This is a genomic window from Streptomyces sp. NPDC002671, assembly GCF_053592475.1.
The window spans coordinates 295120-321615 of sequence record NZ_JBSFVU010000004.1 but is presented as its reverse complement, the minus strand read 5'-3'; the positions used below and the strand labels follow the sequence as shown (position 1 = coordinate 321615).

Annotated in this window: 23 protein-coding genes and 1 tRNA gene; 18 read left to right on the top strand and 6 right to left on the bottom strand. The window is 71.5% G+C overall.

All coding sequences use genetic code 11. The annotated features are described in order from the left end of the window. Positions 1-17 precede the first annotated feature (17 nt). The 3 genes from ACWD35_RS08335 to ACWD35_RS08325 all read left to right on the top strand — a co-directional run bounded on the left by ACWD35_RS08335 (position 18) and on the right by ACWD35_RS08325 (position 4690). A complete protein-coding gene (locus ACWD35_RS08335) occupies positions 18-2321 on the top strand; it encodes a HelD family protein (protein WP_451350356.1) in 2304 nt (767 codons plus the stop codon). A 368-nt stretch (positions 2322-2689) separates the two neighbouring features. Beyond that, on the top strand, positions 2690-4117 hold the full coding sequence (locus tag ACWD35_RS08330) for a malic enzyme-like NAD(P)-binding protein (RefSeq protein ID WP_451350355.1): 1428 nt from the start codon (positions 2690-2692) through the stop codon (positions 4115-4117). Positions 4118-4408: 291 nt separating this feature from the next. Further along, positions 4409-4690: an HU family DNA-binding protein gene (locus ACWD35_RS08325; RefSeq protein ID WP_018549700.1), complete on the top strand. Its 282-nt coding sequence runs from the start codon at positions 4409-4411 to the stop codon at positions 4688-4690. A gap of 151 nt (positions 4691-4841) precedes the next feature. Here the strand turns inward: ACWD35_RS08325 and murA are convergent, their stop codons facing one another. Beyond that, positions 4842-6182 (bottom strand): UDP-N-acetylglucosamine 1-carboxyvinyltransferase, encoded by a 1341-nt coding sequence (murA, locus tag ACWD35_RS08320; protein WP_451350354.1) that lies wholly within the window; start codon positions 6180-6182, stop codon positions 4842-4844. 230 nt (positions 6183-6412) lie between these two features. Here murA and ACWD35_RS08315 point away from each other — a divergent pair, with 230 nt between their 5' ends. From ACWD35_RS08315 to ACWD35_RS08280, 8 genes are all read left to right on the top strand, one after another. Then, positions 6413-6985: a YqgE/AlgH family protein gene (locus ACWD35_RS08315; RefSeq protein ID WP_451350353.1), complete on the top strand. Its 573-nt coding sequence runs from the start codon at positions 6413-6415 to the stop codon at positions 6983-6985. 29 nt (positions 6986-7014) lie between these two features. Further along, positions 7015-7302, top strand: coding sequence for a DUF3039 domain-containing protein (locus ACWD35_RS08310; RefSeq protein WP_451350352.1), 288 nt, complete (start codon positions 7015-7017; stop codon positions 7300-7302). Between the two features lie 156 nt (positions 7303-7458). Then, positions 7459-9111: a beta-N-acetylhexosaminidase gene (locus ACWD35_RS08305; protein ID WP_451350351.1), complete on the top strand. Its 1653-nt coding sequence runs from the start codon at positions 7459-7461 to the stop codon at positions 9109-9111. A gap of 264 nt (positions 9112-9375) precedes the next feature. Further along, positions 9376-10269 carry an FAD binding domain-containing protein gene (locus ACWD35_RS08300; protein ID WP_451350350.1) on the top strand — a complete coding sequence of 298 codons (894 nt, stop codon included), beginning with the start codon at positions 9376-9378 and terminating at the stop codon, positions 10267-10269. After that, complete coding sequence (locus ACWD35_RS08295) at positions 10266-11960, top strand: 2Fe-2S iron-sulfur cluster-binding protein (RefSeq protein ID WP_451350349.1); 1695 nt, start codon at positions 10266-10268, stop codon at positions 11958-11960. Before ACWD35_RS08300 ends, ACWD35_RS08295 begins: the two co-directional genes overlap by 4 nt. Then, on the top strand, positions 11957-14263 hold the full coding sequence (locus ACWD35_RS08290) for a xanthine dehydrogenase family protein molybdopterin-binding subunit (RefSeq protein WP_451350348.1): 2307 nt from the start codon (positions 11957-11959) through the stop codon (positions 14261-14263). The genes ACWD35_RS08295 and ACWD35_RS08290 overlap by 4 nt, the downstream gene beginning before the upstream one ends. Next, positions 14260-14394 (top strand): hypothetical protein, encoded by a 135-nt coding sequence (locus ACWD35_RS08285; RefSeq protein ID WP_451350347.1) that lies wholly within the window; start codon positions 14260-14262, stop codon positions 14392-14394. The genes ACWD35_RS08290 and ACWD35_RS08285 overlap by 4 nt, the downstream gene beginning before the upstream one ends. Positions 14395-14536: 142 nt before the next feature. After that, on the top strand, positions 14537-15700 hold the full coding sequence (locus tag ACWD35_RS08280; RefSeq protein ID WP_451350346.1) for an SUKH-4 family immunity protein: 1164 nt from the start codon (positions 14537-14539) through the stop codon (positions 15698-15700). A gap of 24 nt (positions 15701-15724) precedes the next feature. On the opposite strand, the gene ACWD35_RS08275 is transcribed toward ACWD35_RS08280, so the two are convergent. After that, positions 15725-15799: transfer RNA gene (locus tag ACWD35_RS08275), tRNA-Cys, on the bottom strand. A 186-nt stretch (positions 15800-15985) separates the two neighbouring features. Between ACWD35_RS08275 and ACWD35_RS08270 the strand changes: the two genes are divergently transcribed. The 6 genes from ACWD35_RS08270 (at position 15986) to ACWD35_RS08245 (ending at position 21800) form a co-directional block, all read left to right on the top strand. Then, positions 15986-17437 carry an MFS transporter gene (locus tag ACWD35_RS08270; RefSeq protein WP_451350345.1) on the top strand — a complete coding sequence of 484 codons (1452 nt, stop codon included), beginning with the start codon at positions 15986-15988 and terminating at the stop codon, positions 17435-17437. Between the two features lie 22 nt (positions 17438-17459). Further along, on the top strand, positions 17460-17657 hold the full coding sequence (locus ACWD35_RS08265) for a CopG family transcriptional regulator (protein ID WP_451350434.1): 198 nt from the start codon (positions 17460-17462) through the stop codon (positions 17655-17657). Between the two features lie 3 nt (positions 17658-17660). Then, complete coding sequence (locus ACWD35_RS08260) at positions 17661-18044, top strand: type II toxin-antitoxin system death-on-curing family toxin (protein ID WP_451350344.1); 384 nt, start codon at positions 17661-17663, stop codon at positions 18042-18044. A 120-nt stretch (positions 18045-18164) separates the two neighbouring features. Then, entirely contained in the window at positions 18165-19958 is a 1794-nt protein-coding gene (locus ACWD35_RS08255; protein ID WP_451350343.1) for a DEAD/DEAH box helicase, read from the top strand. Between the two features lie 289 nt (positions 19959-20247). After that, positions 20248-20889 (top strand): IclR family transcriptional regulator, encoded by a 642-nt coding sequence (locus ACWD35_RS08250; protein ID WP_451350342.1) that lies wholly within the window; start codon positions 20248-20250, stop codon positions 20887-20889. A 119-nt stretch (positions 20890-21008) separates the two neighbouring features. Beyond that, complete coding sequence (locus ACWD35_RS08245; RefSeq protein WP_451350341.1) at positions 21009-21800, top strand: S16 family serine protease; 792 nt, start codon at positions 21009-21011, stop codon at positions 21798-21800. Between the two features lie 237 nt (positions 21801-22037). Here the strand turns inward: ACWD35_RS08245 and ACWD35_RS08240 are convergent, their stop codons facing one another. The 3 genes from ACWD35_RS08240 to ACWD35_RS08230 all read right to left on the bottom strand — a co-directional run bounded on the left by ACWD35_RS08240 (position 22038) and on the right by ACWD35_RS08230 (position 23379). After that, positions 22038-22220: a hypothetical protein gene (locus ACWD35_RS08240; RefSeq protein ID WP_451350340.1), complete on the bottom strand. Its 183-nt coding sequence runs from the start codon at positions 22218-22220 to the stop codon at positions 22038-22040. 11 nt (positions 22221-22231) lie between these two features. After that, a complete protein-coding gene (locus ACWD35_RS08235; protein ID WP_451350339.1) occupies positions 22232-22819 on the bottom strand; it encodes an ArsR/SmtB family transcription factor in 588 nt (195 codons plus the stop codon). A gap of 65 nt (positions 22820-22884) precedes the next feature. Next, a complete protein-coding gene (locus ACWD35_RS08230) occupies positions 22885-23379 on the bottom strand; it encodes an Lrp/AsnC family transcriptional regulator (protein WP_451350338.1) in 495 nt (164 codons plus the stop codon). 122 nt (positions 23380-23501) lie between these two features. On the opposite strand from ACWD35_RS08230, the gene hppD reads away from it, so the two are divergent. Continuing rightward, the gene (gene hppD / locus ACWD35_RS08225; protein WP_451350337.1) at positions 23502-24647 is read left to right on the top strand and encodes a 4-hydroxyphenylpyruvate dioxygenase; all 1146 of its coding nucleotides are present in this window, start codon (positions 23502-23504) and stop codon (positions 24645-24647) included. Between the two features lie 376 nt (positions 24648-25023). Here hppD and ACWD35_RS08220 read toward each other — a convergent pair whose 3' ends face one another. After that, complete coding sequence (locus tag ACWD35_RS08220) at positions 25024-26478, bottom strand: FAD-binding oxidoreductase (RefSeq protein WP_451350336.1); 1455 nt, start codon at positions 26476-26478, stop codon at positions 25024-25026. Positions 26479-26496: the final 18 nt, after the last annotated feature.

Sequence of the window (26496 nt, the reverse complement as noted above, 5' to 3'; positions counted from 1 at the left end):
CGTCAGAAGGGGGCCCGGTGGCCGCTCAGGTTCAGCAGTCCGCGGTCGGATCGGTACGCGACGCACACGAGTCCGTGCGTGACCGAGAGATCAGCGTCGAACAGGAACACCTGGACCGGGTGTACCGGCGGCTCGAGGAGAAGATCCACGAAGCCGAGTTCCTGATGAACGACGCGGCCCAGCGCGGCCAGGTCGGCACCCCCGGCGCGCTCGCCGAGCGGGACGCGCAGGTCTTCCGGGCCGGTATCCACCTGAACCGGCTCAACAACGAGTTCGAGGACTTCCTCTTCGGACGGATCGATCTGCTGCCGGGGAAGGACGGGAAGAAGGGGCCCGACGGGGCTTACACCGCCGTCGAACCCGCCGAAGGAGCCGTGCGGGGCGACAACACGGCCGACATCGCCGAGACCCTGCACATCGGGCGCATCGGCGTACTCGACGAGGACTACGCGCCGCTGGTCATCGACTGGCGCGCCCCCGCCGCCGCACCCTTCTACCGGTCCACCCCCGTGGACCCGGGACGGGTCGTGCGGCGACGCGTCATCCGGTCGAAGGGGCGCCGCGTGCTCGGCGTCGAGGACGACCTGATGCGGCCCGAGCTGACGGCCTTCCTCGACGGCCGTGAGCTGCCCGCCATCGGCGACGGCGCCCTGATGGCCGCCCTCGGCCAGGCCCGCAGCCACACCATGCGGGACATCGTCTCCTCCATCCAGGCCGAGCAGGACCTGGTGATCCGCGCCCCCGCCGCCTCCATCACGTACGTGGAGGGCGGGCCGGGGACCGGCAAGACCGCCGTCGCGCTGCACCGCGCCGCCTACCTGCTCTACCAGGACCGCAGACGCTACGCGGGCGGCATCCTGATCGTCTCGCCGACCCCGCTGCTGGTGGCCTACACCGAGGGCGTGCTGCCCTCCCTCGGCGAGGAGGGCCAGGTCGCGATCCGCGCGATCGGCTCCCTGGTCGACGGCGTGGAGGCCACGCTCTACGACTCCCCGTCCGTGGCACGGGCCAAGGGCTCGTACCGGATGCTGAAGGTGCTGCGCAAGGCCGCCCGCGGCGCGCTGGAGCTGAACGGCTCCCCGGAGCGGCTGCGCGTGGTGGCCTTCGGGCGGCGCCTGGAGCTGGAGGCGAGGGAGCTGGAACGCATCCGCCGTAACGCGCTCGGCGGCACCGCCCCCGTCAACCTGCTGCGCCCGCGCGCCCGCAAGCTGCTGCTGGACGCCCTGTGGGCCACATCCGGCGCCGCCGGCCGGCACACCGACCCGGAGCTGGCCGCCGAGCTGCGCTCCTCCTTCGACGAGGACGTCAGCACCGAGGACACCTTCCTGGCCTTCCTCGACGCATGGTGGCCCGAGCTGACCCCGAAGGGCGTGCTGGCCGCCATGGCCGACGAGAAGCGGCTCGGCCGCTGGGCCCGCCGGATCCTCAACCCCGGCGAGGTCCGCAGGGTCGCCCGCGCGCTGAAGCGGGACGGCTGCTCCGTGCACGACATCGCCATGCTGGACGAGCTCCAGGCGATCCTCGGCGCCCCGGCCCGGCCGAAGAAGAAGCGCGAGCTGGACCCGCTGGACCAGCTCACCGGCCTGGACGAGCTGATGCCGGTGCGCGAGGAGACACAGCGCGAGCGCGCCGAGCGGCTCGCGCAGGAGCGCACCGAGTACACGCACGTCATCGTCGACGAGGCACAGGACCTCACGCCGATGCAGTGGCGCATGGTCGGCCGCCGCGGCCGGCATGCCACCTGGACGGTGGTGGGCGACCCCGCCCAGTCCTCCTGGTCCGACCCGGACGAGGCGGCCGAGGCCCGCGACGAGGCCCTCGGCACCCGCCCGCGGCGCCGCTTCCAGCTCACCGTGAACTACCGCAACCCGGCCGAGATCGCCGAGCTGGCCGCCAAGGTCCTCGCCCTGGCCATGCCCGGCTCCGAGTCGCCGTCCGCCGTACGGTCCACCGGGGTCGAGCCCCGGTTCGTGGTCGTCGGGGACTCGCTGGGGAAGACCGTGCGCGCGGAGGCCGAGCGGCTGCTGCGGCTGGTGGACGGCACGGTCGGCGTGGTCGTCGCGATGAACCGGCGCGAGGAGGCCCGGCGCTGGCTGGCCGGGCTCGGCGACCGGGTCGTCGCTCTCGGCAGCCTGGAGGCCAAGGGCCTGGAGTACGACGCCACGGTCGTCGTCTCCCCGGCCGAGATCGCCGACGAGTCCCCGGCCGGGCTGCGCGTGCTGTACGTGGCGCTGACCCGGGCCACCCAGCAGCTGACGCTGGTGTCGGGGGAGCGGGACGAGCCGGACGCGGCCGGGGTGCCCGACCTGCTCCGGGACTGACTTCCGGCGAACATCCCGTACGGGGAATGGCTGTCCGTCGTCGGTTTGTTAGCCTGGGTGTGACACCGGCTCGATCCAAGCCCCCGGGCCCAACCTTCGTCCCTCAGAGGGACCACTTGCCGCGAGGCGAGCATGGCGGGTCGGTGTCATGAACGTGAGAGAGACCCACGTCACGGGTGTGGCGTGGGTCTCTTTCTTTGTCCGATCGCCTCTCGTATGGTGGAAGAGGTTTTCCGAAACCATGCATCGACCGTACGTCCCGTGTGAACAAAACGTCCGCAATCCAGGGCGACTACCACGTACTGATCGGTAGGTGCGACGATCGGACGGCACAACTCGCGACACGGTGAAAGCAGAGGAAGTCGGCCATGGCAACGGCGCCCAGCGTCTCCTACTCGATGACCATCCGGCTGGAGGTGCCCGCGAGCGGAACCGCCGTCTCGCAGCTCACCACCGCCGTGGAGTCCTCCGGAGGCTCGGTCACGGGCCTCGACGTCACCGCGTCCGGCCACGAGAAGCTCCGTATCGACGTCACCATCGCGGCCACCTCCACGGCACACGCCGAGGAGATCGTCGAGAAGCTGCGCGGCATCGAGGGCGTCACCCTCGGCAAGGTCTCCGACCGTACGTTCCTCATGCATCTCGGCGGCAAGATCGAGATGCAGTCCAAGCACCCCATCCGCAACCGTGACGACCTCTCCATGGTCTACACGCCGGGTGTGGCCCGCGTCTGCATGGCCATCGCCGAGAACCCCGAGGACGCCCGCCGCCTCACCATCAAGCGCAACTCCGTTGCGGTCGTGACGGACGGCTCCGCCGTGCTCGGCCTCGGCAACATCGGCCCCAAGGCCGCGCTGCCCGTCATGGAGGGCAAGGCGGCCCTGTTCAAGCGCTTCGCCGGCATCGACGCCTGGCCGATCTGCCTGGACACCCAGGACACCGACGCGATCGTGGAGATCGTCAAGGCGATCGCCCCGGGCTTCGCCGGCATCAACCTGGAGGACATCTCCGCGCCCCGCTGCTTCGAGATCGAGGCCCGGCTGCGCGAGGCCCTCGACATCCCCGTCTTCCACGACGACCAGCACGGCACCGCGATCGTCGTCCTCGCCGCCCTGACCAACGCCCTGCGCGTCACCGGCAAGGCGATCGAGAACATCCGCGTCGTCATGTCCGGCGCCGGCGCGGCCGGTACGGCCATCCTCAAGCTGCTGATCGCGGCGGGCGTGAAGAACGCCGTCGTCGCCGACATCAAGGGCGTGGTGCACGCCGGCCGCGAGGACCTGGTGGAGGCCCCGGCCGACTCCCCGCTGCGCTGGATCGCCGACAACACCAACCCCGAGGGCCTGACCGGCACCCTCAAGGAGGCCGTGCGCGGCGCCGAGGTCTTCATCGGCGTCTCCGCCCCGAACGTCCTCGACGGCGACGACGTGGCCGCGATGGCCGACGGCGCGATCGTGTTCGCGCTCGCGAACCCCGACCCCGAGGTCGACCCGGCAATCGCCCGGCAGACGGCGGCCGTTGTGGCCACCGGCCGCTCCGACTTCCCGAACCAGATCAACAACGTGCTGGTCTTTCCGGGTGTCTTCCGCGGCCTGCTGGACGCGCAGTCCCGCACCGTCAACACCGAGATGATGCTCGCTGCCGCGAAGGCCCTCGCCGCCGTGGTGACCGAGGACGAGCTGAACCCGAACTACATCGTCCCGAGCGTCTTCAACGACAAGGTCGCGGGCGCCGTCGCCGGCGCGGTCCGCGAGGCCGCGAAGGCGGCCGGCGTGACGGTCAACGAGACCGTCTAGTAGCTGCGCGCGCCGCTGTGCGGGGGCTGTGAGCATCGCCACGGCAGGCCCCCGCCCCGGCGCGTCGTGGAACCACCTGATGCCGGGCGCGCTCTAGGGTGACGGCCGAGCAGGCGTTTTTCGTGTGACTCCCCAGGGTGTTCTCACGACTCCTACGGGTGCCGGATTGGCTTTCCCGCCGCAGGTAGGGGCAGGATGCGTCCCTGGGCGCGAGCGCATCGGCATCGCAGTGCCTCTTCGGCTCCGCCGCGTGGCACACCCCAACGGTAAGAAAAACACGGGAGTAACAACATGAACCGCAGTGAGCTGGTGGCCGCGCTGGCCGACCGTGCCGAGGTGACGCGCAAGGACGCCGACGCCGTACTGGCCGCTTTCGCCGAGGTCGTCGGCGACATCGTCTCCAAGGGCGACGAGAAGGTCACCATCCCTGGCTTCCTGACCTTCGAGCGCACCCACCGTGCCGCTCGTACCGCGCGTAACCCGCAGACCGGTGAGCCCATCAACATCCCGGCCGGTTTCAGCGTGAAGGTCTCCGCGGGCTCGAAGCTCAAGGAAGCCGCCAAGGGCAAGTGACCCTGCCGTTCGTACGCCACGGGACGGCGTACGAGGCGCTCTGAAGCGCTGTGACGCCAATGGGGCGGCCCTCCTTCACCGGAGGGCCGCCCCATCGTCGTACGGGCTTCGTGCGGCCTTCGTGCAGGCTTCGCGAGCCGTTAACCAGCCGTCAGCCGAGCGCCTTGCCGGGCAGCTCGACCTTCGCGCCCAGTTCAACCAGCTTTTCCATGAAGTTCTCGTAACCGCGGTTGATCAGGTCGATGCCGTGGACGCGCGAGGTGCCCTCGGCCGCGAGGGCGGCGATGAGGTAGGAGAAGCCGCCGCGCAGGTCGGGGATGACCAGGTCGGCGCCCTGGAGCTTCGTCGGGCCGGAGACGACCGCGGAGTGCAGGAAGTTGCGCTGGCCGAAGCGGCAGTCGGAGCCGCCCAGGCACTCGCGGTAGAGCTGGATGTGCGCGCCCATCTGGTTCAGCGCGGAGGTGAAGCCGAGGCGGGACTCGTACACCGTCTCGTGGACGATGGACAGGCCCGAGGCCTGCGTCAGGGCCACCACCAGCGGCTGCTGCCAGTCGGTCTGGAAGCCGGGGTGCACGTCCGTCTCCAGCGCGATGGACTTCAGCCGGCCGCCGGGGTGCCAGAAACGGATGCCCTCGTCGTCGATCTCGAAGGCGCCGCCGACCTTGCGGTAGGTGTTCAGGAACGTCATCATCGAGCGCTGCTGGGCGCCGCGGACGTAGATGTTGCCGCCGGTCGCGAGGGCCGCCGAGGCCCAGGACGCCGCCTCCAGGCGGTCCGACAGGGCGCGGTGGGTGTAGCCGCCGAGCTTGTCCACACCGGTGATGCGGATCGTGCGGTCGGTGTCCATCGCGATGATCGCGCCCATCTTCTGCAGAACGCAGATGAGGTCCTCGATCTCCGGCTCGACGGCCGCGTTGGACAACTCCGTGACGCCCTCGGCGAGTACGGCCGTCAGCAGCACCTGCTCGGTCGCACCGACGGACGGGTACGGCAGCCGGATCTTCGTGCCGCGCAGCCGCTGCGGCGCCTCCAGGTACTGGCCGTCCGCCCGCTTCTCGATCGTCGCGCCGAACTGCCGCAGCACGTCGAAGTGGAAGTCGATGGGCCGGCCGCCGATGTCGCAGCCGCCCAGGCCCGGGATGAACGCGTGGCCGAGACGGTGCAGCAGCGGACCGCAGAACAGGATCGGGATACGGCTGGAACCCGCGTGGGCATCGATGTCAGCGACGTTCGCACTTTCCACATGCGTCGGGTCGAGCACCAGCTCGCCGGGCTCCTCGCCCGGACGGACCGTCACCCCGTGCAGCTGGAGCAGGCCGCGCACGACGCGCACGTCACGAATGTCCGGAACGTTGCGCAGCCGGCTCGGCGCACTGCCCAGCAGCGCGGCGACCATGGCCTTCGGCACGAGGTTCTTCGCACCGCGGACCCGGATCTCGCCTTCCAGCGGGGTTCCGCCGTGGACAAGCAGGACATCGTCGTTGACGGTCATGAATCTCGCGTTCCGATTGGTTGGACAGGGGCCGGCCGATCACTCTTGGCGGGGGCCGGGAAGACAGACTAATCGCCGATGACCCCTCGTCCGTAAGCCCGAGTACGACCCAGCCACGTCAAAGCTCTGTCACAACACGAACGGTTCCCCGGCGGGCACATGGGGTCACCGCACGCGGGGAACGGCGATTGGCTCCCCACACCGGCGGAAGATGCGGGATCATGTCTGCCATGACCGAGGTGTCCTCGCTCACAGGGCGGCTGCTCGTGGCCACCCCCGCCCTGGCGGACCCGAACTTCGACCGTGCGGTCGTGCTCCTTCTCGACCACGACGAGGAGGGCTCCCTCGGTGTCGTCCTCAACCGTCCCACACCGGTGGGCGTCGGCGACATCCTGGAGGGCTGGGCCAACCTCGCGGGCGAGCCCGGCGTCGTCTTCCAGGGCGGCCCCGTCTCGCTGGACTCCGCGCTCGGCGTCGCGGTCATCCCGGGCGGCGCGGGCGGCGACGCCGCCCCGCTGGGCTGGCGGCGGGTGCACGGCGCGATCGGCCTGGTCGACCTGGAGGCCCCGCCGGAACTCCTCGCCTCGGCCCTCGGCTCCCTGCGCATCTTCGCCGGATACGCCGGCTGGGGCCCGGGCCAGCTGGAGGACGAGCTGGCGGAGGGCGCCTGGTACGTCGTGGAATCGGAACCCGGGGACGTCTCCTCCCCGGCCCCGGAAAGACTCTGGCGCGAAGTGCTCCGCCGCCAGCGCAGCGAACTGGCGATGGTGGCCACGTACCCGGACGACCCATCGCTCAACTGATGCGTGTGAGCTTCAGTACCCTTGGCGATATGAGCACTCTTGAGCCCGAGCGCGGGACTGGTACGGGGACCCTCGTCGAGCCGACGCCGCAGGTGTCCCACGGCGACGGTGACCACGAGCGCTTCGCCCACTACGTCCAGAAGGACAAGATCATGGCGAGCGCCCTGGACGGCACGCCCGTCGTGGCGCTGTGCGGCAAGGTATGGGTGCCGGGCCGTGACCCGAAGAAGTACCCGGTCTGCCCCATGTGCAAGGAGATCTACGAGTCCATGGGCGCCGGCGGCGACGAGGGCAAGGGCAAGGACGGCGGCAAGTAGCTCCTCCCTCCTTCTGATGTACGTGTGACATACGTCTGATCTGTGCGAGGCCCCCGGGGTGTGCGCTTCGGTGCACCCCGGGGGCCTTCGTGTGCCGAAGGCGCGAAGTGGTCGAGACCTCTTGTCGGCTTGTCCCCGGGCTCCTAACCTCCGGGCATGGTGGATCTGATTCCGGCTCCGGCGCGTTGTTCCGAGAACTCCGAGAACCCCGAGAACTCCGAGGACACCGCCGGACGCGCGAGGCTCGATCGCAGTACGGCGTTGGAGGCGCGGCCCGGTACGGAGGGGGTCGCGCGCTGGCTGAGGGCGACGGTCGGCGCGGCGACCGGGCTGCCGTTCCCGGAGGCGGCCGATCCCGCCGACCCCGGCAATCGCATCGTGCTCGGCGTCGAGCCGGACCTGCCCCCGGAGGGCTACCGGCTCGTCGGCGACGAGGGGCCGTACCGCATCCAGGGCGGCAGCGCGGCGGGTGTCTTCTGGGGGGCGCAGACCTTCCGGCAGCTGCTCGGTGCCGACGCCTTCCGCCGGGCGCCGGTGCGGCCGGGGCGGGACTGGGAGCTGCCGCGGGTCACCGTCGAGGACGCGCCGCGGTTCGGCTGGCGCGGTCTGCTGCTCGACGTCGCACGGCACTTCATGCCCAAGGAAGGCGTGCTGCGCTACCTGGATCTGATGGCCGCGCACAAACTCAACGTCTTCCACTTCCACTTGACGGACGATCAGGGCTGGCGGATCGAGATCAGGCGGTACCCGAAGCTGACCGAGGTCGCCACCTGGCGGGCGCGGACGAAATTCGGTCACCGTGCCTCGCCGCTGTGGGAGGAGAAGCCGCACGGCGGTTACTACACCCAGGACGACATCCGGGAGATCGTCGCCTACGCCGCCGAGCGGCACATCACCGTCGTCCCGGAGATCGACGTACCGGGCCACTCGCAGGCCGCCATCGCCGCGTACCCGGAACTCGGCAACACCGACGTCATCGACACGACCGCCCTCACCGTTCTGGACAACTGGGGGATCTCCTCGAACGTACTGGCTCCCACCGATACCACTCTGCGCTTCTACGAGGGGGTGTTGGAGGAGGTCCTGGAACTGTTCCCCGGAGAGTTCGTGCACATCGGCGGCGACGAGTGCCGCAAGGAGCAGTGGCGCGAGTCGGTGGCCGCCAAGACCCGTATCGCGGAGCTCGGGCTGGCCGACGAGGACGAGCTGCAGTCGTGGTTCATCGGCCACTTCGACCGGTGGCTGTCCGCGCGCGGGCGCCGGCTCATCGGCTGGGACGAGATCCTGGAGGGCGGCCTCGCGCCCGGTGCGGCGGTCTCCTCCTGGCGCGGCTACGGGGGCGGCGTCGCGGCGGCGCAGGCCGGGCACGACGTCGTCATCTGCCCGGAGCAGTACGTCTACCTGGACCACCGCCAGGCTCCGGGCGAGGACGAACCCGTGCCGATCGGCTTCGTGCGCACCCTGGAGGACGTCTACCGGTTCGAGCCCGTTCCATCCCAGCTCACCCCCGAGGAAGCCGGGCATGTGCTGGGCACCCAGGCCAACGTGTGGACCGAGGTGCTGGAGGACGCCGCGCGCGTGGACTACCAGACCTTCCCGAGGCTCGCCGCCTTCGCCGAGGTCGCCTGGAGCCGGCTGCCCGCCCCGGCGGAACGGGACTTCGCGGACTTCGAGCGCCGTATGGCCGCCCATTACGGGCGACTTGACGCCCTGGGGGTCGCATACCGGCCACCGGCCGGTCCCCGGCCCTGGCAGCGGCGCCCCGGTGTCCTCGGCCGGCCGATCGAGGGACCGCCTCCGAATAGGTAGCCGAACAGGTGGCCGAACAGGTGGCCGCCCCGAACAGACAACGGAAAAACCCCGGCACTATCACCGAAGAGTGGCAATTCGTGCGCACCGGTGCTGCCGTGCGAAAACGGACCATCCCCCCGATGGGATGGGTGAATGCCTCCTAGCGGACCCCCGCGTTCGGGTGTTGCGAAGATGTGCCAGAGTTGCCACGTCCGCCCTGTCAGCACGTACCGTACGGCGCACAGGCGGGACCAGGTGGGGCAGCGGGAAGGGGCAGCCGGTTTGACCACGCACGCACCGCAGGCGGCGCAGGCCGTCACGCTGCCCACGACTCTGGACGAGGCGGTGGCGGCCCTCACCGCCGTGCCCACCGCCGTCCCCGTCGCGGGCGGCACCGACCTGATGGCCACCGTCAACTCCGGCCAGCTCCGGCCCGCGGCCCTGGTGGGCCTCGGGCGGATCAGCGAGATCCGCGGCTGGCAGTACCAGGACGGCCACGCGCTGCTCGGCGCGGGCCTCACCCACGCGCGCATGGGCCGCCCCGACTTCGCGGCCCTGATCCCGGCGCTCGCCGCCGCGGCGCGCGCCGCGGGCCCGCCGCACATCCGAAACGCCGGCACCCTGGGCGGCAACATCGCCTCCGCGGCCCACACCGGGGACGCGCTGCCGGTGCTGGCCGCCCTGGAGGCGACCCTGATCGTCGCGGGCCCGGGCGGCGCCCGCCGCGAGGTCCCGGTGTCGCACCTGCTGGCCGGCGTGGAGATGCTGCGCGGCGGCGAGCTCATCGGCTTCGTGCGCGTACCGCTGCTGCACGCCCCGCAGGTCTTCCTGAAGGCGACGGGACGCACCGGGCCGGGCCGCGCGCTGGCCTCCGTGGCCCTCGTCCTCGACCCCGCCCGGCGCGGCGTGCGCTGCGCCGTCGGGGCCATAGCGCCGATGCCGCTCAGGCCCCTGGAGGCCGAGCAGTGGGTGGCGCAGCTCATCGACTGGGACAACGACCGCGCGCTCGTCCCGGAGGCCCTGGAGGCCTTCGGGGAGTACGTCGCCGCGGCCTGCATCCCCGACCCGGCACCGGAGGCGGACGGCACCGTCCCGCCTCTTCCGCCCGCCGTACTGCACCTGCGGCGCACCGTCGCCGCGCTGGCCCGACGAGCACTGGGGAGGGCGCTGTCGTGACCGACGACCAGCACGGAGAGGGCACGCCCCGAACCGGCGGGCGCTGGGACCCGCTGCCCCAGGGCGACTACGACGACGGCGCCACCGCCTTCGTCAAGCTCCCCGAGGGCGGCATCGACGCCCTGCTCTCCGGCGACAGCCCGCTGGCCGCACCCGGACACGGCTATGTGCCGCCGCCCATAACGGCGGCGCCCGCCGACGGCTCCGCCGGGACCTGGCCGGCGGCCGAGGGCGCCCAGTGGCCCGACCCGAACGCCGTGCCCCAGGAGCCGGTCACCGACGACCGGTTCACGTACCACCCCGGCGCCACGCAGCAGTGGACGTTCGAGGAGCCCGCCGCCCCGCCCGCGTCCGGCCACGACGTCACCGGGCAGTGGTCCATCCCCGTCGCCGGCGGCGACCTCCCGGACGAATCGGGGGAGTTCACCACATCCTCGCTGGTCGAGCAGTGGGGCGGCACCCCGCCCGCCACGCTCCCCGGCGGCGCGCCCGCGCCCTGGGCGACGGACGGCGCCGGCCAGACGTGGAGCCGGCAGGAGGCGCTCGCGCAGGCCGCCGAGTCCCTCGCGCAGACCACCGAGACGCCCGCGCACGGGATCCCGGCGCCCGAGGGGCACGCGCCTGCCGAGCCGTACGCCCCGCAGTACGACGGGCCGTACCCGGAGAACCCCGGCGCGCACGCGCCCGAGGAAGCCCCTGAGTGGCCCGCTGGCAGCCCCGCGCACCTTGAGACCTCCGCCGCCCCGGCAGCCGCACCAAAGGCCGTGGAAACGCCGGACACGGCCGAAGCGGTCGTACCCGCCGAAGCGGCCGTAGCCGCCGAACCCGCAGCACCCGTGGCACCCGCGGCCCCGGCCGACACGCCCGAAATCCCCGCGGACCTCGCTGACTCCGCGCCCGCGCAGGAGGAACCCCCGGCACCGGTGGCCGAGCCCGGGGAGCCCGAGGCGTCCGCCCCGGCGGTCCCGGCCGACCCGGAGCAGGACGGCGCCCCGGAGGACCTCGACCCCACGCCCCTGCCCCCGCTCGACGACCATCCCCTCGCCTCCTTCGTCCTGCGCGTCAACGGCGCCGACCGGCCCGTCACCGACGCCTGGATCGGCGAGTCGCTGCTGTACGTCCTGCGCGAGCGGCTCGGTCTCGCGGGCGCCAAGGACGGCTGCTCGCAGGGCGAGTGCGGGGCCTGCAACGTGCAGGTCGACGGGCGGCTGGTGGCCTCCTGCCTGGTCCCGGCGGTCACCGCGGCCGGCGCCGAGGTGCGCACCGTCGAGGGCCTGGCCGTCGACGGACAGCCCTCCGACGTGCAGCGCGCGCTCGCCCGGTGCGGTGCCGTGCAGTGCGGCTTCTGCGTGCCCGGCATGGCGATGACCGTGCACGACCTGCTGGAGGGCAACCCCGCCCCGACCGAGCTGGAGACCCGGCAGGCCCTGTGTGGCAACCTGTGCCGCTGCTCCGGCTACCGGGGCGTCGTCCAGGCCGTCAAGGAGGTCGTCGCCGAACGCGAGGCGCTCACCGCCGCGGACGCCGGGACGGACACCGACGCGGCACGTATTCCGCACCAGGCGGGCCCCGGCTCCGGGGGCGTCAACCCGTCTGCGTTCGAGACGCCCAGCGTCTTCGACAGCCCCGGCACCTTCGGCGCGCCGGCACCGCACGAGCAGCACTACGGCCAGGACGGAGGCCAGGCGTGAGCAACGAAGCCGCCGCGACCACCACCGCGGAACCCGCTCCCGCCGCCGAGCCGCTGCCGCACGGCCTCGGCGCCTCGCTGCCGCACGCCGACGCCCGCGCCAAGACCGAGGGCACCTTCCCGTACGCGGCCGACCTGTGGGCCGAGGGCCTGCTGTGGGCGGCCGTGCTGCGCTCCCCGCACGCGCACGCGCGCATCGTCTCCGTCGACACCACCCACGCGCGCGAGATGCCCGGCGTACGGGCCGTCGTCACCCACGAGGACGTGCCCGGCACCCCGCGCCACGGCCGGGGCACGCCCGACCGCCCGGTGTTCGCCTCCGAGGTCGTGCGGCACCACGGCGAACCCATCGCGGCCGTCGCCGCCGACCACCCGGACACCGCGCGGATGGCCGCCGCCGCGATCATCGTCGAGTACGAAGTACTCGACCCGGTCACCGACCCGGAGCACGCCTTCGAGGCCGAACCGCTGCACCCCGACGGCAACCTGATCCGGCACATCCCGCTGCGCCACGGCGACCCGGAGGCGGTCGGCGAGATCGTGGTCGAGGGCCTGTACCGCATCGGCCGCCAGGACCCGGCCCCCATCGGTGCCGAGGCCGGCCTCGCCGTGCCCCGCCCCGACGGCGGCGTGGAGCTGTACCTGGCCTCCACCGACCCGCACACCGACCGCAACACGGCCGCGGCCTGCTACGGCCTGTCCCCTGATCGGGTGAAGATCGTCGTCACCGGGGTGCCCGGCGCCACCGCCGACCGCGAGGACCAGAGCTTCCAGCTCCCGCTCGGCCTGCTCGCCCTGAAGACCGGCTGCCCGGTGAAGCTCACGGCCACGCGCGAGGAGTCCTTCCTCGGCCACGCCCACCGCCACCCCACCCTGCTGCGCTACCGCCACCACGCCGACGCCGAGGGCAAGCTGGTGAAGGTCGAGGCGCAGGTGCTGCTGGACGCGGGCGCGTACGCCGACACCTCCGCAGAGGTCCTGGCCGCCGCTGTCTCCTTCGCCTGCGGCCCGTACGTCGTCCCGAACGCCTTCATCGAGGGCTGGGCCGTGCGCACCAACAACCCGCCCTCCGGGCACGTGCGCGGCGAGGGCGCCATGCAGGTGTGTGCCGCCTACGAGGCGCAGATGGACAAGCTCGCGAAGAAGCTCGGCCTGGACCCGGCCGAGCTGCGCCTGCGCAACGCGCTCGCGACCGGCGACGTCCTGCCCATCGGGCAGACGGTGACCTGCCCGGCGCCGGTGGCCGAACTCCTCCAGGCCGTACGGGACTTCCCGCTGCCCGCGCTGCCCAAGGACACGCCCGAGGAGGAGTGGCTGCTGCCCGGCGGCCCCGAGGGCGCGGGCGAGCCGGGCGCGGTGCGCCGGGGCGTCGGCTACGGCCTGGGCATGGTGCACATGCTCGGCACGGAAGGCGCCGACGAGGTGTCCACCGCGACCGTGAAGGTCCACGACGGCGTCGCGACCGTGCTGTGCGCGGCCGTGGAGACCGGCCAGGGCTTCACCACGCTGGCCCGGCAGATCGTCCAGGAGACGCTCGGCATCGACGAGGTCCACGTGGCCCCGGTCGACACCGACCAGCCCCCGGCCGGCGGCAGCTGCCGGGGCCGGCACACCTGGGTGTCGGGCGGCGCGGTGGAACGGGCGGCCAAGATGGTCCGCACCCAGCTCCTCCAGCCCCTGGCGCACAAGTTCGGCATGTCCACCGAGCTGCTCCAGATCACCGACGGCAAGATCACCTCGTACGACGGCGTGCTGTCGACGACCGTCACCGAGGCGATGGAGGGCAAGGAGCTGTGGGCCACGGCCCAGTGCCGCCCGCACCCCACCGAGCCGCTGAACGAGTCCGGCCAGGGCGACGCCTTCGTCGGGCTCGCCTTCTGCGCGATCCGCGCGGTGGTGGACGTGGACGTCGAGCTGGGCTCGGTCCGGGTGGTGGAGCTGGCCCTCGCCCAGGACGTGGGCCGCATCCTCAACCCGGCGCAGCTGGAGGCCCGGATCGAGGCGGGCGTAACCCAGGGCATCGGCATCGCCCTCACCGAGAACCTCCGCACCCCGCGCGGCCTGATCCGCCACCCCGACCTGACCGGATACGCCCTGCCGACCGCCCTGGACGCGCCGGACATCCGGATCGTGAAACTGGTCGAGGAACGGGACGTGGTCGCCCCCTTCGGCGCCAAGTCGGTCAGCGCGGTCCCGGTCGTGACGGCCCCCGCGGCGATCGCCTCGGCCGTCCGCGCGGCCACCGGCCGCCCGGTCAACCGCCTGCCCATCCGCCCCCAGGCCGCGGTGGTGACGGACCGATGACCACTCCTCCGAGTCCTCCCGAAGAGCCGCGCTACGAACCTCCGCCCGCGCTCGGCAAGTTGTTCCTCTGGATCCTGCTGTTCGTCGTGGCGGCGCTGGCCGTTGTCCTGGGCGGCGTCTACTTCACGTGAGTTCGTGTTCGCCTGGAACGGAACGCGGCTGCACCGTCTGACGTCCTCCCAGGTGGAGGGCGTTGTCAGTGGGGCGGCGTAGTGTTCCGAGCAGTGGGGGACGGCCGTTCCCGACGCACCAGGACCGGATCGCGGGGGAGCGATGAGCACGACCGACGCCGGGGTTCCGGCGATCACGCTGACCGAGGCGGAGCTGGACCGCTACGTCACGCACGCCCCGACCCGCGGCCTGCTCACCGGCCCCGGACTGCCCGCCGACACCGGCCTGTTGACCTTCTCCCCGCTGCGCACGAACGGCCTGCGCACCCTCGCCGACGCCACCGACGGCCCCCTGCACCTCGCGGAGGAGCTGCGGGACCGCCTGGTGATCGGTGAACTCCTCAACCCGGCCGGCATGGAGTGCGAGTCGATCCTGCTCGACGGCGACACCGGCGAGCTGACGACGGCGTACCTCTTCGCCCCGTCCGACCCACGCCCCTTCGCGCCCTCCCTGGCGACCCTCCTGCGCTTCGCCGCGGTCACCGAGGAACTGGCGGGCCTGCGCGGCCGGTTCGCCGCCCTGGCGGGCCAGTACGGCCCCCGGACGGCGACCGAGGCGTCCCGGCTCCTCCTCGGGCTCTTCGAGGAGGGCACGGACGGCGACGTCCCGCCGTACTGGAAGGCGGCGGCGCTGATCCGCCCGCTCGCCCTCGTCGCCGGCCCCGGCACGGTCTGCGGCCTCACCCTGGACGTCCCGGCCCGTCTCCTGGACCAGGAGTTCGGCCACGGCCGCGTGGTCCGCTTCGAGGAGGTCGACTTCCCGGCGACGCTCACCCACGAGCCGACCCGCCGCTTCCTGCGCGAGACCGGGCTGCCGGAGGAGACGGTCCTCTTCCACGCCGACACGGACGTGCCCCTGCCGACCCTGCGCGAGTACTTCACCGACGAGCGCACGGACGGCGACTACCCGCTGCACGAACTTCCCGCCCACGCCGACCACTTGATCCGCGTCGGACACCTGGTCGAGGACAACAGCCTGGTGATCGACGGCAGAACGGGCGCGGTGCTGACGTTCAGCGAGCCGGAGGCGACCCTCTACCCGCTCAACACCGACGTCTCCACCCTCGCCTTCACGCTCTGGCTCCTCCACCACGAGCGCACCATCGACGAGCATTTGGGCAACGAACTGGGCACGGAGGCCTACGACCAGCTCGCCGCCGCGATGATCCACACCCTGAACACCGTCGACCCGACGGGGATGTCCCCGCTCACCGACTGGCACTACTGGACGGAGCTGTTCCAGGACGAGGCGGGCGGGGTCCTCTGACACTCGGAACCAGGACGGGCGTTCTGGAGGCCGTGGCGGGATTCGAACCCACGTAACTCGCTTTGCAGGCGAGCCCCTGAACCACTCGGGCACACGGCCGTGTTCTTTGCTGTTCCGGGAATGAACGTACGGGTCCGTCGGAGCGGCGTTCAAGGGAACGGGCGGGGCTGCAACAGGGCTGCCATGCGGCGTTCATGAAACGCCTGGGGCGTACGACCATGGTCGGAGCGGGAGTGCGACCACCGACAGGGGTCAAGCCGCGTTGTGCGCCTTACGCTGACGACCATGACCGCCCTGGAACCCCGCGACGCCGCCGTCGTGAACGCCGAGAGAGACGACGGCAGCGTGCTGAGCCGGTCGTACCGGGCGCTCAGCGTCGGCCTCGTCTCCGTGATCTTCCTCATCGCCTTCGAGGCCACCGCCATCGGCACCGCGATGCCGGTCGCGGCCCGGGAGCTGGACGGTGTGGCGCTGTACGCGTTCGCGTTCTCGGGGTACTTCACCACCAGCCTGTTCGGCATGGTGCTCTCCGGTCAGTGGTCGGACCGGCGCGGCCCGCTCGCGCCGCTGACCACGGGCATCGCGGCCTTCGCGGCGGGGCTGGTGGTGGCCGGGACCGCCCAGGCGATGTGGGCGTTCATCCTCGGCCGGGCCGTACAGGGACTCGGCGGCGGGCTGGTCATCGTCGCCCTGTACGTCGTCGTCGGCCGCGCCTACCCGGAGCGGCTGCGGCCCGCCATCATGGCCGCCTTCGCCGCCGGCTGGGTGGTGCCGTCCATCGTCGGCCCCCTCGCCGCCGGTGCCGTGACCGAGCGGCTCGGCTGGCGCTGGGTGTTCCTCGGCATCCCGGTCCTCGTGGTGCTCCCGCTCGCCCTCGCGCTGCCGCAGATACGGCGGAGGGCGGCGGGACCGCTGGACGCGGAGGCCGGTGCCGCGGCCTTCGACGGGCGCCGGATCCGCCTCGCCCTCGGCATCTCGCTCGGCGCCGGGCTCCTCCAGTACGCCGCCCAGGACCTCCGCGTCCTCTCCCTCCTGCCCGGGCTGGCCGGCGCGGCCCTCCTCGTGCCCGCCGTCCTCGGTCTCCTGCCGCGCGGCACCTACCGGGCCGCCCGCGGTCTGCCCTCCGTCGTGCTGCTGCGCGGGCTGGCCGACGGGGCCTTCATCGCCGCCGAGTCGTTCGTGCCGCTGATGCTGGTCACCCAGCGGGGGCTGTCGCCGACGCTCGCCGGGTTCTCGCTGGCGGCGGGCGGCGCCACCTGGGCGCTGGGTTCATGGGTGCAGTCCCGGCCACGCCTTGAGCCGTACCGGGAGCGGCTGATGACGTTCGGGATGGTGCTGGTCGCCGCCTCGATCGCCGCCGTGCCGAGTGTGCTCGTGGATGCGGTGCCCGTCTGGACCGTGGCGGTCGCCTGGGGCTTCGGCTGCTTCGGCATGGGCCTGGTGCTCGCCTCCGCCAGCGTGCTCCTGCTCAAGCTGTCGCCCCCGGAGGAGGCCGGCACCAACTCCGCGGCCCTCCAGATCTCCGACGCCCTCTCCAACGTCGTCCTTCTGGCGGCGACCGGCGCGGCCTTCGCGGCCCTGGGCGGCGGCAGCACCACACCCACGACAGCGGACGGCACCCACCCGGCCGCCTTCGCCGCGGTGTTCCTGCCGATGGCGGGGGTGGCGTTGGCGGGGGCCTGGGTGACGAGGCGGCTGCGGGGGGTGCCCGAATCCGGTACCGCGGTGACCCCATGATCGGTACCGTCCTGGTATGGCTATGAACCTTCGTCTCCGTGACGACCAGCAGGAGGCGCTCAGGCTGCGGGCCGAGCAGGAGGGGCGCAGCATGCACGCCGTAGTGCTACAGGCCATCGACCGGTATCTGGAGCAGGAGACGGACCGGGAAACGGTGCGTCGCCTCGGGGCGAAGTACGCGGCGGCGCACGCCGACCTGCTTCGGAGGCTGGGGGAGTAGCGGATGAAGTACCTCACGGTCCCGGAGGTCCTGGACCTGGCGGAGCTGGCGTGCGGGGGACAGGAGGTCGCCGTGCGCGATCTGGGTCTGCTCAGCTCGGCCGTGCACCGCCCCCAGTCGCAGATGTTCGGCGTCGAGGCGTACACCGATCCGTTCGAGAAGGCCGCCGCACTGCTGCACTCGCAGGCCGTCAATCATCCCCTGGTGGACGGCAACAAGCGCATGGCGTGGATGTCCACCGTCGTCTATCTCGACTTCAACGGCACAGACATGGTCGGCGTCGACCAGGACGAGGCCTACAAGCTCGTCATCGAGGTGGCATCGGGCAGCCTGGAGGATGTGGGGATGATCGCCCGGCGTTTGAGGGCGCTGCACGAGGCGATGTGAACTGGGTCCCACCCACGGGCGGTGCGCCCTCGTTCGCGCGTTGACGGGGGTGGGGCGCCGGTAGGGTGGCCCGGTTGTCATACGTAGCCGAGCCGCCCCTACCCACTGACCACGGAGACCGTGACTACCACCGCCGCCACCGCCTCCCATCACCTTTCCCCCGCCTTCCCGGGCCGTGCGCCCTGGGGTACCGCCAGCAAGCTGCGTGCCTGGCAGCAGGGGGCGATGGAGAAGTACGTACAGGAACAGCCGCGCGACTTCCTCGCCGTCGCCACGCCCGGCGCCGGCAAGACGACCTTCGCGCTGACGCTCGCCTCCTGGCTGCTGCACCACCACGTCGTGCAGCAGGTGACCGTGGTCGCGCCGACCGAGCACCTCAAGAAGCAGTGGGCCGAGGCCGCGGCCCGGATCGGCATCAAGCTCGACCCCGAGTACAGCGCCGGCCCGCTCGGCAAGGACTACGACGGGGTCGCCGTCACGTACGCCGGTGTCGGCGTGCGCCCCATGCTGCACCGCAACCGCGTCGAGCAGCGCAAGACTCTCGTCATCCTCGACGAGATCCACCACGCCGGTGACTCCAAGTCCTGGGGCGAGGCGTGCCTGGAGGCCTTCGAACCCGCGACCCGGCGGCTCGCGCTGACCGGTACGCCGTTCCGGTCCGACACCAACCCCATCCCCTTCGTGACGTACGAGGAGGGGCAGGACGGTATCCGGCGGTCCGCCGCCGACTACACCTACGGCTATGGCAACGCCCTCGCCGACCACGTCGTCCGGCCCGTCATCTTCCTCTCCTACAGCGGCAACATGCGCTGGCGCACGAAGGCCGGTGACGAGATCGCCGCCAGGCTCGGCGAGCCCATGACCAAGGACGCGGTCAGCCAGGCCTGGCGCACCGCGCTCGACCCGCGCGGCGACTGGATGCCCAGCGTGCTGCGCGCCGCCGACCAGCGGCTCACCGAGGTCAGGAAGGCCATCCCGGACGCGGGCGCCCTCGTCATCGCCTCCGACCAGGACTCCGCGCGCGCCTACGCCAAGCTGATCCGCGAGATCACCGGCAACAAGGCGACCCTCGTCCTGTCCGACGACGCCGGCGCCTCGAAGAGGATCGACGAGTTCAGCGAGAACGACGACCGCTGGATGGTCGCGGTGCGCATGGTGTCCGAGGGCGTCGACGTGCCCCGGCTCGCGGTCGGGGTGTACGCCACCACCATCTCCACCCCCCTCTTCTTCGCACAGGCCGTCGGACGCTTCGTACGCTCCCGCCGGCGCGGCGAGACCGCGTCCGTGTTCCTGCCGACCGTCCCCGACCTGCTGACCTTCGCCAACGAGATGGAGAAGGAACGCGACCACGCCCTCGACAAGCCGAAGAAGGAGGGTGAGGAGGACCCGTACGCCGAGTCCGAGAAGGAGATGGACGAGGCGAACAAGCAGCAGGACGAGGACACCGGCGAACAGGAGCAGTTCTCGTTCGAGGCGCTGGAGTCCGAGGCCGTCTTCGACCGGGTGCTCTACGACGGCGCCGAGTTCGGCATGCAGGCCCACCCGGGAAGCGAGGAGGAGCAGGACTACCTGGGGATTCCCGGGCTCCTCGAACCCGAGCAGGTGCAGATGCTGCTCCAGAAGCGGCAGGCCCGGCAGATCGCGCACAGCCGCAAGAAGCCGGACGCGGAGGCCGACCTGCTGGAGCTGCCCGCCGAGCGGCGCCCCGTGGTCAGCCACAAGGAGATGATGGAGCTGCGCAAGCGGCTCAACACCATGGTGAGCGCGTACGTCCACCAGAGCGGCAAGCCGCACGGCGTCATCCACACCGAGCTGCGCCGGGTGTGCGGCGGACCGCCGAGCGCGGAGGCGACGGCGGGGCAGCTGCGGCAGCGCATCGCCAAGGTGCAGGAGTGGGCGACCCGCATGCGGTGAGGCCCGGTCCGGCCTCGGTGTGCGTATCCGGACGAATGCAGGCAGGCCGGATCCGGCCTTGCCCGGATTCTGGACGAAGACTTCCGCTCAGCGAACCGGCTTCGCTAGTGTCCCGCTACGCACACGCCCCGTGGCAGCGCCGCCGCGGAGCGCAGCCGTGAAGCGACACGGTCCGCAGCCGCCGGGCCGTCCTGCCGATCGGCGGCCTCTGAGGCGCGTCGCCGACGGGACTCGGTGACGTATTCCGCGCTTGGAGGCCGCCGACCTCACCACCAAAGGAGTGGGCGTCGTGACCGCGGAGACCTCTCAGACGCTCGACCGGGGACTGCGCGTCCTCAAGCTGCTGGCCGACACGGACCACGGGCTGACCGTCACCGAGCTATCCACCAAACTGGGCGTGAACCGGACCGTGGTGTACCGGTTGCTCGCCACGCTGGAGCAGCACGCGCTCGTACGACGTGACCTGGGCGGGCGAGCCCGGGTCGGGCTCGGGGTGCTGCGCCTCGGCCGCCAGGTGCATCCGCTGGTACGCGAGGCCGCGCTGCCCGCGTTGCGCTCGCTCGCCGAGGACATCGGGGCGACGGCGCATCTGACCCTGGTCGACGGTGCGGAGGCGCTGGCCGTCGCGGTCGTCGAGCCGACGTGGACCGACTACCACGTGGCGTACCGGGCCGGCTTCCGGCATCCGCTGGACCGGGGGGCGGCGGGCAGGGCGATCCTCACGGCCCGGCACTCCCCGTCGGCCGAACCCGGCTACACCCTCACGCACGGAGAACTGGAGGCGGGCGCGAGCGGGGCGGCGGCGCCGCTGGTCGGGGTGACGGGGGTCGAGGGCAGCGTGGGCGTGGTGATGCTGGCGGACTCGGTGCCGGAGCGGGTGGGAGCCAGGGTGGTGGAGGCGGCCAAGGAAGTCGCGGAGGCCCTGCGCTGACAAGGCACCCGGCGTTGGCGCCGGCCGGCTTCGCCTGCCCGCGCTTGTGGGGTGCCCGCAGCGCGGTGGGAGGGAGGCCTCGGTCCGCAGTGTTCGCACGTTGTCGTTAGATTGATTCCGTGCTCTCACGTCTCACACGCCTCCAGGCCATCGCCGTCAGCGCCGTGCCCGTCGCGGCGCTGCTCGCCACGGCGGCGTTCGCGCCGCTGCCGTTCTCGGTGGCGCAGCCCGGGATGACGGCGAACGTGCTCGGGAAGAACAAGGGCACCGAGGTGATCACCGTCTCCGGCGCCCCGGTCCGGCGGACCAGCGGGCAGCTGCGGATGGTGACCATCGTGGCGACCGGTCCGACCACCCGGGTCTCGCTCGGGGACGTGATCGACGGCTGGTTCCGCACCGACCGCGCCGTCATGCCGCGCGACTCGGTCTACCCGAGCGGCAACAGCGTGAAGGAGATCGAGAAGCACAACGCGGCGCAGATGCGGCAGTCCCAGGACGCCGCGACCGTGGCCGCGCTGAAGTACCTCGACCTGAGCCCCGACAAGGTGAAGGTCTCGCTCAGGCTCGCCGACGTGGGCGGGCCGAGCGCCGGGCTGCTGTTCACCCTGGGGATCATCGACAAGCTGGACGGCGACGGCAGCGGCGGCGACCTGACCGGTGGCCGCACCATCGCCGGTACGGGGACGATCGACGCGGCAGGCAAGGTCGGCGCGGTCGGCGGGGTCGCCCTCAAGACGCAGGCCGCCCGGCGGGACGGGGCGACCGTCTTCCTGGTCCCGAAGGCCGAGTGCGCCGATGCCAAGGCCGAGCTGCCCAAGGGGCTGCGGCTGGTGCCGGTCACCACGCTGAAGGGCGCGGTGAACTCCCTGGCGGCGCTGGAGAAGGGGAAGGGCTCGGTACCGAGCTGTTAGGGCCTGTCTTCCGGATCTTGCCGGGGTCGCGGGGTCCGGCACGCACTCCCCCAGAGGGGGGACCCCCAGCGGCGTTGTCGTCGGTTGCCGACTCCCCCACGCTCGAATGCGCTCGCGCGGGGGGACCCCCATCGCGTCGCCGCCCTCCTCCGCCTTGCAGCTGCACGCACCAGACCCCGCTCGGGTCGGCCGGGAAGCTCGGTGGGCTGGAGCCGGGCCTGATCCGGAAGAAAGACCCTAGGCCACCGCCGCGACGGGCCGGGGGGTGGAGGCGAGGCGCAGGCCGAGTTCCACCAGGGTCCAGCCGACGCGGGCGCGCAGTTCGGCCGGGGGCTTCACCTCGGTGGCGAGACGGTGGGCGGCGGCCTGGGTGTGCAGGTCGGCGATGTGGGACGCGGCGAGCTGGGTCGTGGCGTTCATGAGGGTGCCTCTCAGTCCGTCTCGATGGGGAACAGGTGCGTGTGGACGCGTACTTGCTCGGCGTCGGGCGTGTCCGCGTCGGTGACGCGGTCGCGGTAGCCGTCGATCAGGGCGTGCATCTTCTGGATCAGCTCGGCGGCCAGTTCGGGCGTGAGCCGGAGCGTCATGTCGCTCATGTCGGAGGCGTCGGACCACTTCGGGAGCCAGTCCTGACGCGTGGCCATGAAGGTGGACAGCTCGCGGTGGTGGGCGGCCAGTGCCTCGTGCAGGAAGAAGTCGGCCGCGCCGCGCACCGCCGGGTCGGGGCTGCTGATCAGGTCGTCGCTCATGCTCAGGCCCTGGTCGGCCGCCTGCCACCAGCGCTCGCGCCCCTTGCCCTGCTCGGGGGCGTCCTCGACGAAGCCGTACACCGCGAGCTGCCGCAGGTGGTAGCTGGTCGCCCCGCTCGACTCGCCCAGTTTCTCGGCGAGTTGGGAAGCCGTGGCCGGCCCGCCGCGGCGCAGGGCGTTGAGCAGCTCCATGCGCAGCGGGTGAGCCAGCCCCTTCAGTGAACGGGCGTCCAGCTCGCGGACCTTGTGCTGCTGTGGTTCCTCCGTCATGCGTACAACGATAGCTATGCAAAGACTTCTTTGCAAGCAGTCCTTTGCAACAACTTCTTTGTAAGTCAGCCCGTCGTCGGCTGCGCCCCTTCGTTGTCCCGGGCCGCCTGCTCCACCAGCGGGATGACCCGCAGCGGAACGGGGGTCTCCATGACGATCGTCGTGGAGGCCCGGACGATGCCGTCAAAACCGACAACCAGGTCGATCACCCGTTGAAGATCGGCGTTCGAGCGGGCCACCAGGCGGCACAGCATGTCCCCGTTACCGGTGGTCGTCAGCAGCTCCAGCACCTCCGGCACGGTCACCAGGTGCGCCCGCACGTCGGCCCCTTGGCCCTGCTGGATCTGCAGCGTGGCGAATGCGGTGACCGGGTAGCCGAGGGCCGCCGGGTCCACCTGCGGGCCGAATCCGTGGATGACTCCGCTCGACTGAAGCCGGTCCAGCCGCGCCTGCACCGTGCCCCGCGCGACCCCGAGCCGCCGGGACATCTCCAGTACGCCGATGCGCGGCTCCCGGGCGAGCAGCACGATGATGCGGCCGTCCAGATGATCGATCGCCACGGGACCCCCTGAGATGGTCAGCCTGTACAGATCAAGCGCCAAAGCGGCTGGATCACTGAACAGATTGTCCAGCGATTACGGCCACTATTGCGCACCTTGCAGACCGGGTCCACGCTTCGCTTATGACGCAGACCACACACCACACTCCCGACACCACCCGGGCGGCCGACCCCTTCCCGGTCAAGGGAATGGACGCGGTCGTCTTCGCCGTGGGCAACGCCAAGCAGGCGGCGCACTACTACTCGACCGCCTTCGGCATGCGGCTGGTCGCCTACTCCGGACCGGAGAACGGCAGCCGCGAGACCGCCAGCTACGTGCTGGAGAACGGCTCCGCCCGGTTCGTCCTCACCTCGGTGATCAAGCCCAGCACCGACTGGGGCCACTTCCTGGCCCGGCACGTCGCCGAGCACGGCGACGGCGTCATCGACCTGGCCATCGAGGTCCCGGACGCGCGCCGCGCCTTCGCCTACGCCGTCGAGCACGGCGCCCGGCCGGTCACCGAGCCGTACGAGGTGAAGGACGAGCACGGCACCGTCGTCCTCGCCGCGATCGCCACCTACGGCGAGACCCGCCACACCCTGGTCGAGCGCACCGGCTACGAGGGCCCGTACCTGCCCGGCTTCGTCGCCACGGCCCCGATGGTCGAACCCCCCGCCCAGCGCACCTTCCAGGCCATCGACCACTGCGTCGGCAACGTCGAACTCGGCCACATGAACGAGTGGGTGGCGTTCTACAACAAGGTCATGGGCTTCACGAACATGAAGGAGTTCGTGGGCGACGACATCGCCACCGAGTACAGCGCCCTGATGTCGAAGGTGGTCGCCGACGGCACCCGCAAGGTCAAGTTCCCGATCAACGAGCCCGCGATCGCCAAGAAGAAGTCCCAGATCGACGAGTACCTGGAGTTCTACGGCGGCGCCGGCGTCCAGCACATCGCGCTGAACACCAACGACATCGTCCAGACGGTACGTACCATGCGCGCGGCCGGCGTCGAGTTCCTCGACACCCCCGACAGCTACTACGACACCCTCGGCGAATGGGTGGGCGAGACCCGCGTGCCCATCGACACCCTGCGCGAGCTGAAGATCCTCGCCGACCGCGACGAGGACGGCTACCTGCTGCAGATCTTCACCAAGCCGGTCCAGGACCGCCCGACCGTGTTCTTCGAACTCATCGAGCGGCACGGCTCCATGGGCTTCGGCAAGGGCAACTTCAAGGCCCTGTTCGAGGCGATCGAGCGCGAGCAGGAGAAGCGCGGCAACCTCTAGGGCCTCTCGTTTGGATCACGCCGGGCTCGCGGGGCCTGGCACGCACTCCCCCAGAGGGGGGACCCCCAGCGGCGTTGTCGTCAGTCGCCAACACTCCCCCACGCTCGGCTTCGCTCGCGCGGGGGGACCCCCATCGTTGACTCCCTCCTCCGCCTTGCAGATGCACGCACCAGGCCCCGCTCCCTGATCCGGCCTGATCCAAACGAAAGACCCTAGCCCGCGTCTCCGGCCCGCGCCCAAGAGGTCTCAGGGGGTCTGCGGGGGCAGGGGTCTGCACGAACGCCACCACCGCTCGCCCCAGATGCTCCATCGCATAGAGAATTCCGGGGCGAGCATCACGCACGCCCTCACACGGGCCAACACGCGAGAACGATCGTCAGAAGACCTTGCCCGGGTTGAGAATGCCCAGAGGGTCAAACACGGCCTTGATGCCGCGGTGCATCTCCAACGACACCGGCCCCACCTCCCGAGCGAGCCAGTCCTTCTTCAGCAGCCCGACTCCGTGCTCCCCCGTGATCGTCCCGCCGAGCTCCAGGCCGAGAGCCATGATCTTGTCGAAGGACTCCCGAGCGCGCCGCGACTCGTCCTCGTCGTTCGCGTCGAAGCACACGGTCGGATGGGTGTTGCCGTCCCCCGCGTGCGCGACGACGCCGATCGTGAGGTTGAGCTCGTCGGCGATCTTCGCAACGCCGTCGATGAACTCGCCGAGCTTGGACCGGGCAACACAGACGTCATCAATCATCGTCGCAGGTCGGACGGCTCGTGCCATAGAGCAACTGTCGTCGATCATCGTCGTGCCCTTGACCGCCTCCAGCGCGGTCAGCGAGAGCCGCCGGGCCTGGAGGAGGAGTTCGGACTCGGCGGCGTCCTCGGCGGGGACGACCTGGGTGGCGCCGGCGGCATCGCACAGCGCGCCCACCGCGGCGAGGTCGGCGGCCGGGTCCGGGGTGTCGAAGGCGGCCAGCAGCAGGGCCTCGGTGGTCTCGGGCAGCCCCATGTGGGCGAGGTCGTTGACGGCCTTGACGGTCGTACGGTCCATCAGTTCGAGGAGGGACGGCACATGGCCGCCCTCCATGATCCGGCAGACCGCGGCGCAGGCGTCGGCGGCGGAGGCGAACTCGGCGGCCAGCACGAGCTGCTGGGGCGGCTTGGGCTTCAGGGCGAGGACGGCGCGCACCACGATGCCGAGCGAGCCCTCGGAGCCCACGAACAGGCGGGTGAGGTCGTAGCCCGCGACGCCCTTCGCGGTGCGGCGGCCGGTGGACATCAGGCGGCCGTCGGCGAGGACGACGTCGAGTCCGAGCACGTACTCGGCGGTCACTCCGTACTTGACGCAGCACAGGCCGCCGGAGGCCGTGCCGATGTTGCCGCCGATGGTGCAGGTCTCCCAGCTGGAGGGGTCCGGCGGGTAGTACAGGCCGTGTTCCTCGACGGCGCGGGAGAGGGCGGCGTTGACGACGCCCGGTTCGACCACGGCGATCCGGTCGACGGGGCTGATCTCCAGGATGCGGTCCATCTTGGTGAGGGACAGCACGATGCAGCCGTCGGTGGCGTTGGCGCCGCCGGACAGGCCGGTGCGGGCGCCCTGCGGGACGACCGGCACGCGCAGTTCGGTGGCGGTGCGCAGGACGTGCTGCACCTGTTCGACCGTGCGCGGCAGCACGACCACGGCCGGGGCGCCGGCCGGGCAGAAGCTGGCCATGTCGTTGGCGTAGGAGGCGGTGACGTCGGGATCGGTGAGGACGGCCTCGGCGGGCAGGCCGGTCAGGAGCCGGTCGGTGAGACTACCGGTCGCCTGTTCGCTGGGCGCTTCGATACGGCTCATGATCACAGCGTCGCACCCGGGGCC